We start from the raw sequence: 8,482 nt of genomic DNA on the forward strand, positions 1-8,482 counted from the left end.
CGCGCAGCGTGCGCCGCCGCCGGGACGGGTCCGGCGCGTCGAGCTCCGGCGTCCGCGGCGGCGGTGTCCCCGGTGCGGAAGTTGGGCGCCGGTGACGAGGAGGGCCGCGCCGAGGTAGGCGGCCGTACAGCCGGCGGCCAGCCCGGCCAGGCCGGCCCGGTCGACGGTCAGGGCGCCGAGCAGCGCCCCGCCGAGGCCGGCCAGGGACTGGGTGGACAGTTCGAAGCCGGTGGCGGCCTCGATGTCCGCGTCGTCGACGAGTTCGGGCACCGAGGTGGTCAGGCAGGGGTCGAAGAACGCCTGGCAGGTCGCCAGGGCGAGACCGGCGGCGTACACGGTGGCGAGCGGCAGCCCGCCCCCGTACGCCCACAGCGCGAGGGCCCCGGAGGCGGCCCCGGCCAGGGCGGCGGCGGTCCGCAGCACGGAGCGGTGCGCGAAGCGGGCGACGGCGCCGGCCACGACGGGCGCCAGCGCCACGGCGGGCAGGGTGCAGGCGGCCATGAACAGCCCGGAGGCGAGTCCGCGGGCGTCGTGCACGGCGTACGCCACGATCCACCAGGACACGCCGACCTGGAACATCCGCACGGCGGCCTGGGTGAGGACCTGGCCGAGCCACACGGCACCGAAGGCGCGGTTGCGCAGGACCAGCGGCATGCGCCGCCGGCCGGTCCCGGTCCCGGTCCCGGCTGCCGTCTCCGTCCCGTTCTGCGGCGCGGTCTCCGTCCCGGGCCCGGCCACGGGTGCGGCGGCGGTCATGCGGTCGGCCTCTCGTCGAGGACCCGGACGAGCTTGCCCGAGCGCGGGTTGACGGCGAGGTCGCGGTGGCGCACCCACTCCACGGACAGCGGGTGCACGAACCCGGCGCGCACGCTGTCCGGATACAGCGGCCGGACGTTCTCCAGCTCCGCGACGACGGCCCCGGCCAGCTCCTCCCGGCCGTCCCCCGCACCGGGCGCCGTCGCCAGCCGCAGGACCAGCCCGTCGCGGCCGTCCCAGCGGCGGACGACGAGCTGTACGCCGACCACGTCCCCCGCGGTGTCCGCCGCGGCCACGGCGTCCTGGGCGTCCTGGGTGTAGAGCGAGACGGGGCCCACCCGTACGCCCTCCTCGGCGCGGCCGAGTATCCGGAAGTGCCCGGGACCGGTGCCGGTCCACTCGGCCCGGTCGCCCGCGGGGTAGCGGATGATCGGCATGAGCCGGCGGAACAGGCTGGTGACGACGACCCGGCCGGGCCGGCCCGGTTCGGTGACGGGCTCGCCGGTGGAGTCGTCGAGGATCTCGACGACCGAGTACGGCGTGAACGCGCGGTGCACCCGGGCGTCGGAGCCGGGCACGGGCCGGCCGAGCAGGCCCGCGTCGACGCTGGCGTACCCGACGGAACGGGCCTCGGCGCGCGGGAACGCCGTGGCCAGCAGGCGCCGCTGGTCGTCGAAGAGGGCCTCGCCGCCGAAGAGCAGCAACTCCACCGAGTCGAGCCGGACACCGCACGACACGACCTGCTCGGCGAGCCGGCACAGGGTGGTCGGCGTCCCGGCCAGGACCTGCGCGGCGAGGTCGCGCAGCGTGGGGATCGTCGACTCCAGCGGTGCGCCGCCGCCGATGGGCAGGCGGACGTTGTCCACGGGAGCGTGGGCGAGCGAGTCGAGGACGAAGAGGAAGCTGGCGTACAGCTCCCCGGCGTAGAAGAGGTCGGCGACGCGGTGTCCCGGGCGCAGGCCCGTGTCCACGAGTCCCTGGCCGAAGGCGGTGACGAACGTGCGCCACTCGTCGCGCGTGTAGACGGAGAACTTGGGGGACCCGGTGGTGCCGCCGGTCTTGTAGACCGTGGCCTCGCCGAGCGGGCCGGTCAGGACACGGCTGTCGTGCAGGGTGTTGGCCTCCCAGAACGCCTGCTGGTCGACCACCGGCAGGTCGGTGAGGCGGTCGACGTCGGGCGGCAGGGACGCGTAGAGCTCCTGGTAGAAGGGCGAGTTGTGACGTGCGAAACGTATGAGGTCCGAGAGCTGCTGGGCGGACATGTGCCTTTGCCTAGGTGACGGAAGCGGGAAGGGAGCCACGGCGGGGCGCGGTCAGCGCGAGAACAGGGACCCCCCGGCGCCCCGTCTCCTCACTGCACGTCAGAACATGACGCGCAGTCACGATGATGAAACATCAGTGCAGCTGTCACCAAATTGAGCAAGGATTTCCGGCCAGCACGGCCATATCCATAAAAATTTCAAGCAAATGACGGGACTTGGGCCGCTGCGGCGGCCCGGAACGCGCGCGGGCTCAGGCCCCTGTGGCGCTTGAACGCGGCACTGAAACCGAAGGCGTCGGCATAGCCGACCGCCCTTCCGATCTCGGCGACGCCGAGATCGGTGTCGGTCAGCAGCGCCTCGGCCTCGTCCATGCGGCACTCGGTGAGGTAGGCGAGGGGCGGCCGGCCCATCAGCAGGGTGAACCGCTTGGCGAACAGCGCCCGGGAGACGCCGGCCCGGGTGGCCAGCGACGCCACCGTCCACGCCTCGGCCGGCCGGTCGTGGAAAGCCTGCAGGGCGGGGGCGAGGACCGGGTCGGCGAGGCCCCGGTACCAGCTGGGCGCGTCGGCGCCGGCCCGGTCGAACCAGCTGCGCAACGTGCACACCAGGGCCCAGTCGAGGAGCCGGTCCATCAGCGCCTGCGAACCGGCCGAGAGCTGCGCGGCGTCGGCGGCGGCCGTCTCCAGCCAGGCGCAGACCTCGGCGTCCTCCTTCACCACCAGAACGGGCGGCAGGGCCCGCAGGAGCCGCTCGTGCCGACGGCCCGAGGCGCGGTAGGCGCCCACGATCAGCGCGGTCGCCTCCGGCGACTCCAGCCCCCAGCGGATGCCGCCGAGTTCCTCGCCGGCGCACTCGGCGCCCGGGCCGAAGCAGGCGATCTCGTACGCGGCGCGGTCGCCGTGGACGCTGCCGGGACTGTCCGCGAGGTGGAACGGCGCGGAACCGTTCACGATGGCCGTGTCACCCGCGCCGACCGCCCGCTCGGTGCCGTCGGGCAGCAGCAGCGTGCCGCCGCCGCGCAGCACGCTGATCATGGTGAGCGGCGCGCCGTCGGCGAAGCGGATGGTCCAGGGCGCCGTCAGCACGGCGTGGCTGACGACCGAGCCCTCGGCCCGGATGCCACTCAGGAGGGAACTCAGAAGGTCCACGCGGTGCAGCGTAGACGATCTCCTATGTTCCGGAGGGTTTCTCCCATGGATCATCCACATCCCCACGGCTGTACTGGACTCGTCGAACGGGAACCCCTCGCACCGAACCAGTTCAGGAGAACGGAGAACACCGTGACGCAGCAGCACGGCAGCGACACCAGGACGGCCCTCGTGGTCGTCGCCCACCACCGCACCGACTCCCTCACCGCGCACACGGCCCGCCGGGCCGCCGCCCGGCTCGAAGCCGCCGGGTACCGCATCGACCTGCTCGACCTGCACGCCGAGGGGTTCGACCCCCGCATGAACGTGTCGGACCAGCCCGACTGGGGCGACCGGGAGAAGCCGTACTCGGACGAGACGCACGCCCACATGCGGCGCATCCTCGACGCCGACGTCGTCGTCGCCGTCTTCCCGGTGTACTGGCAGCACGTGCCCGCGATCCTCAAGGGCTGGATCGACCGCGTGTGGAACTACGGCTTCGCCTACGGCCGCAGCAAGCCCCGCCTCGCCGGCAAGCGCATGCTGTGGCTGGCCCTGGCCGGCGCCACCTCCGACGACCCCGTCGTGGAGGGCATGCGGACGCTCCTCGAAACCAACCTGAGCGAGGGCATCGCCTACTACTGCGGCTTCTCCCGTTCCACCGTCGGCCTGCTCACCGACGCGGAGGAGCGCCCGCAGAGCTTCGACGCCGAAGGCACCCTGCTGGTCGGCGAAGCGGTCGCGGGCGCCGCGCGGGAGGCGCAGTACGCCGACCTCGACCGGCGCGCCGGGGAGATCGTGGAACGCTTCGCCGCCGAGGAACTCGTGACGGCCTGAGCCTTCCCGATGCGCGGGCGCCATCAGAACCCTCGGCGGAGCCCCCCGCACCCCGGCGGTGACCGCCACCCCCTAGGGGACGGAACCGCCCCGCCCGACGGCTGACGGCCCGGACATCGCGATGAGCTGGACGTCCATCGCGTCGGCCTGGGCCCCCAGGATGTCCGCGATCGCGCGCAGGGTGTCCTCGTCCCGCGTATCGTGGGGCCCGGCCGCCGGGCGGCGCGACCCCCGACAGCAGTTGAAATGGGGACGATCTATCCGCGTTGACGCCTCGGCAGACGCATGTAATGTGCAGTGAGTTGGGTGATCGTTCGAAGTGTCGCCCCAGGCCGGGGCGGAACGCACGAACCCCCCCGGGCGGCGCGGCACAGAAGTACGGGGGTACGGCCATGAGCAGGACGCCGAGGTGTCGCCACTGTTGGCAGAGCGGTGGGAGAGCCGGCGCCATCGCCAGACGGGAAGAGCCGCGGCGCGAGGGGTGACGCGATGTCCCTGTCACTGCTGAACGCCCTGCGAGCCCGCCGGACCCTCCCGCGCCCGGCCGTGTCCGTGCTGATCCTGCTCAACCTCATATGGCTGTTGCTGCTCCTCACGGGCACCGACGCCGGCCCCGCGGCCTGGGCCTGCGGGATGGCCCTCGCGGCGGTCTTCCTCGCCGTGCCCTGGGTGTCGGACCTCGGCGAGGAGGAGGAACAGGAGACCCCCGACCGGGCGGCGCACCTCTGGGTGGCCGGGGTCACCGTCATGGCGGTCGGACTGGTCCTCACCGACGGCGAGAACGCCACGGTGATGCTCTCCTACCCCGCCATCGTCTCCGTCTGGATCTGCCGCCCGGCCCGGGCGCGCGCCGTCTGGTCGGGTCTGCTCGTCCTGCTCGGGACCGGGCTGTGGTTCGTGGAGGGGGCCGACCCGGGTACCGCGGCCGCCCTGTTCGGGGCCGCCGTGGCCGTCGCCATGAACCACATCCTGCGCGCCGCCGTGGCCCGGGCCCGCGAGGCCCGCATCGCCCAGCGGGAACTGGTCTCCGCCTCCAGGGGGATGGAACGCAACCGGCTGCTGCGCGAGGTCCACGACATCGTCGGGCAGGAGCTCACCCTCATCGCCATGGAGGCCGAGCGGGCCCAGGCACAGCCCGGGCCGTCACCGGCCGGTGACGGCCCGTCCGGCATCGAGTCCGTGGGCGCGCGGGCCCGCACCCTGCTCTCCCGCATGGAATCGGAGCTCCTGTCCCTGCGCGGAACCTCCTTCGCCGAGGAGTGCAGGCGCGCGGAGGAGGCCTGCGCTGCTGCCGGGCTGTCGCTCAGCATACGGTTCGAGGTGCCCGGCGGGCCGCTCGCGCCGCAGGCCGACCAGGTCCTCGGCTGTGTGCTGCGGGAGGCGATGACGAACGTGTTCCGGCACGCCCCCGGAGCGCGCTCCTTCCGCTTCTCGGTCGGCGAGGACCCGCGGGGCATCGCGTTCACCGCCGTCGACGACGGCGGCGCCGTCCCGCCGCCCCGGCCCGGCATGGGTCTGACCGGCCTGCGCGACCGGCTGACGGAGATCGGAGGCGAACTCGACGCGGACGTCACGGCGGACGGCCGCTTCGCCCTCACCGGGTACATCCCCCGGACCATCCCCACCGGATCCCCCGAGGAGGCGCTGTGACCGAGCGGACGACGGGCGCCGGCACTCCGCCGGACATCCGCATCCTCGTCGTCGACGACCACCGCATGGTCCTCGGCAGCCTCGCCGCGGCCCTGCACGCCACCGACGGCTTCGAGGTCGTCGCGGCCGTCAGCCGCAGCGAGGACGTGGTCCCCGCCGTGCTCAAACACCGGCCGGCCGTGATCCTGCTGGACTACGGGCTGCCGGGGCGCGACGGACTGGCACTCCTCGGCGACGTCCGCGCGGTCCATCCCGCCTGCCGGATCGCCATGATGACGGCCATGCGCCAGCGGTCCGTCGTACGCGACGCCATCGCCCGCGGGGCGCTCGCCGTCATGTCCAAGAGCGCCCCGCTGTCCCAGCTCATCACCACCCTGCGGGGAGTGGCGGCCGGACAGCTCACGCTGGACGAGGAGGTGCTGCCCTGGGTCACCCAGGCCGGCGACTGCCTGCTCAACGAGCGCGAGCGCGACGTCCTGCGGGTCGTGGCCACCGGAGCGTCCATCGGCGAGATCGCCGCCGAACTGAGCCTGGCCCAGGGGACGGTGCGCAACGTGGCCTCCAGCGCCATCAGGAAGCTGGGGGCGCGCAACCGGTACGACGCGACGCGCATCGCGGCCGAGCAGGGCTGGCTCTGACCCGCCCGGCCGGGGGCGGGCACGGCGTCCGCCGCACGCGCCCCCGGCCGTTCACGCCCGCGACCAGCTGAGCGGCAGACGCGCCCGTCCGCTCAGGAAGTTCGAGTAGACGGGACTGCCCGGCCCGGTCTCCTCCATCGTCCCCACCAGGGTGCGCAGCCCGTCGAGCAGCGTCCCGATCTCGACCCGCGCCAGGTACGCGCCGAGGCAGAAGTGGGAGCCGTACGCGAACGACACGTGCCGGTTCGGGGTCCTGGCGAGGTCGAAGCGGTCCGGCCGGTCGAAGACCCGCTCGTCGTGGTTGGCGGAGACGTTCCACACCGTCACCACGTCGCCGGCCGCGACGGCCCGCCCCCGCAGCACCACGTCCGCCGCCGCCGTCCGGCCGGCGTGCAGCGCGGGCGAGGTCCAGCGCAGCACCTCCTCCACCGCCGACCGCGTGGACACCTCTCCGGCGCGCAGCAGCCGCCACTGCCCGGGGTGCGCCAGGAGGGCCCGTACCCCGCCGATCATCGAGAGCCTGGTCGTCTCGTCGCCGCCCAGGATCAGGCTGTAGCAGTTGAGGACGATCTCCTCGTCGGTCAGCGGTTCACCGCCCGGGCGGAACCCCGCCAGCGCGCTGATCACGTCGTCGCCGGGGGAGTCCCGGCGGCGCGCGGCCAGTTCCGCGAAGTACAGCAGGATGTCGTTGCGCGCGAGCCAGGCCTCCTCCGGCCCCGCGTCCGCGTGTTCGGAGCCCAGCGCGGCCGAGGTGAGGGCGAGCAGCTCGTCCCGGTCCGCCTCGGGGACGTCCAGCAGATCGCAGATCGCACGCAGCGGGATCCGCGCCGCCACGTCCCGGGCGAAATCACAGACGCCCCGTTCGAGGGCCTCCTCCAGCAGGGCCAGGGTGGCGGTGCGCACGCTGCGCACGACGCCGTCCAGCGCCCGGGGCGAGAAGGACTTCATCAGGGCGGTGCGCAGCCGCGTGTGGCGGGGGCCGTCGGTCACGGCCAGCATGCTGCCGCCCGCGGAGTCGCCGCCCGCGAGCAGGGTGTCGAGGACGTTGCCGCGGTCGGAGCGGAAGGTCTCCGCGTCCCGGTACACGGCCGCCACGTCCTCGTGCCGGGTCACCACCCAGAAGCCCGGCCTGCCGTCGCGGGGCGGCTGCCAGTGCACGGGATCCCGGTCGCGCAGGGTGCGCCAGACCTCGGTGAGGTCCTGCTCGGCGTGCAGGACCGGGTCGGACAGGTCGAGCCCGGCGGACAGGTCGAGCCCGCCGGACAGGTGCGGCGGCGCGTCCACGGGTACGGGGGGGTGCAGGACGGTCATCGGGCGGTGCTGCCTTCCTCGCGGCGGGCGGCGCGGGCCAGACTGCGCGGGGTGCAGCCGCCGAGCGCGTCGCGCGGGCCGATGCCGAACCCGGCCCGGCGGGCCAGGGTGATCAGTTGGACGAGGCGGATGCTGTTCCCGCCGATGCCGAAGAAGTCGTCGTCCGGACCGGTGCCCGGGACGCCGAGCACCTCGTCGAAGAGCGCGGTGATCCGGGCGATCTCGGGCTCCGGGATGCCGTCGGCCGGCGCGGCCGCGCCGGGACCGGCCGCGTGGCGGCGCTCCAGCAGGGCCGCGCGGTCCAGCTTGCCGTTCGCGGTCAGCGGCAGCGCGTCCCACCGGTGGTACTCGGCGGGCACGAGATGGCCGGGCAGCAGCCCGCCCAGGTACTGCCGCAGCTCCGCGGCGTCCACGTCCGCGGCATCCGGCCGGACAACGAGGTGCGCGGCCAGCACCCGGTCGCCGGACGGGTCGGGGCGCGCGGCGACCGCGGCCTGGGCGACCGCCGGATGCGTGCGCAGCGCGGCCTCCACCTCGCCCGGCTCGACCCGGAAGCCGCGCACCTTGACCTGGTCGTCGCCGCGGCCCTCGTAGGCGAGCTCCCCGTCCTCCGTCCAGCGGGCCCGGTCGCCGGTGCGGTACATGAGGGAGCCGGGCGGCCCGTACGGATCGGGTACGAAGCGCTGCGCGGTCAGGGCCGGCCGCCCCAGGTAGCCGAGGGCGACGCCGCGGCCGGCCACGTACAGGTCGCCCGTCATGCCGGGCGGCAGCGGTCGGAGTCCGGGGCCCAGTACGGCCACCCGTGTTCCCCGTACGGGACGGCCGATCAGCGGGGCGCCGGAGCCGGACAGCGGCCCGTGCAGGGTCGCCGCCACGGTGCACTCGGTCGGACCGTACGCGT

General features: G+C 74.2%; 8 protein-coding genes. 3 read left to right on the forward strand and 5 right to left on the reverse strand.

Features of this window, described 5'->3' with window-relative positions:
* From SSNG_RS34160 to SSNG_RS34170, 3 genes are all read right to left on the reverse strand, one after another.
* A partial coding sequence (locus tag SSNG_RS34160) for an MFS transporter (protein ID WP_007268537.1) occupies window positions 1–756 on the reverse strand: 756 nt, incomplete at its 3' end.
* A complete protein-coding gene (locus SSNG_RS34165) occupies window positions 753–2,018 on the reverse strand; it encodes a phenylacetate--CoA ligase family protein (RefSeq protein WP_007268538.1) in 1,266 nt (421 codons plus the stop codon). The genes SSNG_RS34165 and SSNG_RS34160, both read right to left, overlap by 4 nt.
* Before the next feature lie 197 nt (window positions 2,019–2,215).
* The gene (locus tag SSNG_RS34170) at window positions 2,216–3,175 is read right to left on the reverse strand and encodes an AraC family transcriptional regulator (protein WP_007268539.1); all 960 of its coding nucleotides are present in this window, start codon (window positions 3,173–3,175) and stop codon (window positions 2,216–2,218) included.
* A gap of 123 nt (window positions 3,176–3,298) precedes the next feature.
* Between SSNG_RS34170 and SSNG_RS34175 the strand changes: the two genes are divergently transcribed.
* From SSNG_RS34175 to SSNG_RS34185, 3 genes are all read left to right on the forward strand, one after another.
* The gene (locus SSNG_RS34175; protein WP_007268540.1) at window positions 3,299–3,982 is read left to right on the forward strand and encodes an NAD(P)H oxidoreductase; all 684 of its coding nucleotides are present in this window, start codon (window positions 3,299–3,301) and stop codon (window positions 3,980–3,982) included.
* A 489-nt stretch (window positions 3,983–4,471) separates the two neighbouring features.
* Window positions 4,472–5,632 (forward strand): histidine kinase, encoded by a 1,161-nt coding sequence (locus tag SSNG_RS34180; protein ID WP_007268541.1) that lies wholly within the window; start codon window positions 4,472–4,474, stop codon window positions 5,630–5,632.
* Window positions 5,629–6,270, forward strand: a complete 642-nt coding sequence (locus SSNG_RS34185) for a response regulator transcription factor (RefSeq protein WP_007268542.1) — start codon at window positions 5,629–5,631, stop codon at window positions 6,268–6,270. Before SSNG_RS34180 ends, SSNG_RS34185 begins: the two co-directional genes overlap by 4 nt.
* Window positions 6,271–6,321: 51 nt before the next feature.
* Here SSNG_RS34185 and SSNG_RS34190 read toward each other — a convergent pair whose 3' ends face one another.
* A complete protein-coding gene (locus SSNG_RS34190) occupies window positions 6,322–7,581 on the reverse strand; it encodes a cytochrome P450 (RefSeq protein ID WP_128637611.1) in 1,260 nt (419 codons plus the stop codon).
* Window positions 7,578–8,482 (reverse strand): non-ribosomal peptide synthetase (locus SSNG_RS34195; protein WP_042804623.1); only part of this gene is annotated, 905 nt, incomplete at its 5' end. The genes SSNG_RS34190 and SSNG_RS34195, both read right to left, overlap by 4 nt.

Origin of the sequence: Streptomyces sp. C (genome assembly GCF_000158895.1) — a bacterium.
In the GTDB taxonomy this organism is placed as follows: domain Bacteria; phylum Actinomycetota; class Actinomycetes; order Streptomycetales; family Streptomycetaceae; genus Streptomyces; species Streptomyces racemochromogenes.

Bases quoted from the DNA above. Each gene is read 5' to 3' on its own strand.
- SSNG_RS34165 (WP_007268538.1), bottom strand. From the start codon at position 2,018: ATGTCCGCCCAGCAGCTCTCGGACCTCATACGTTTCGCACGTCACAAC.
- SSNG_RS34180 (WP_007268541.1), top strand. From the start codon at position 4,472: ATGTCCCTGTCACTGCTGAACGCCCTGCGAGCCCGCCGGACCCTCCCG.
- SSNG_RS34190 (WP_128637611.1), bottom strand. From the start codon at position 7,581: ATGACCGTCCTGCACCCCCCCGTACCCGTGGACGCGCCGCCGCACCTG.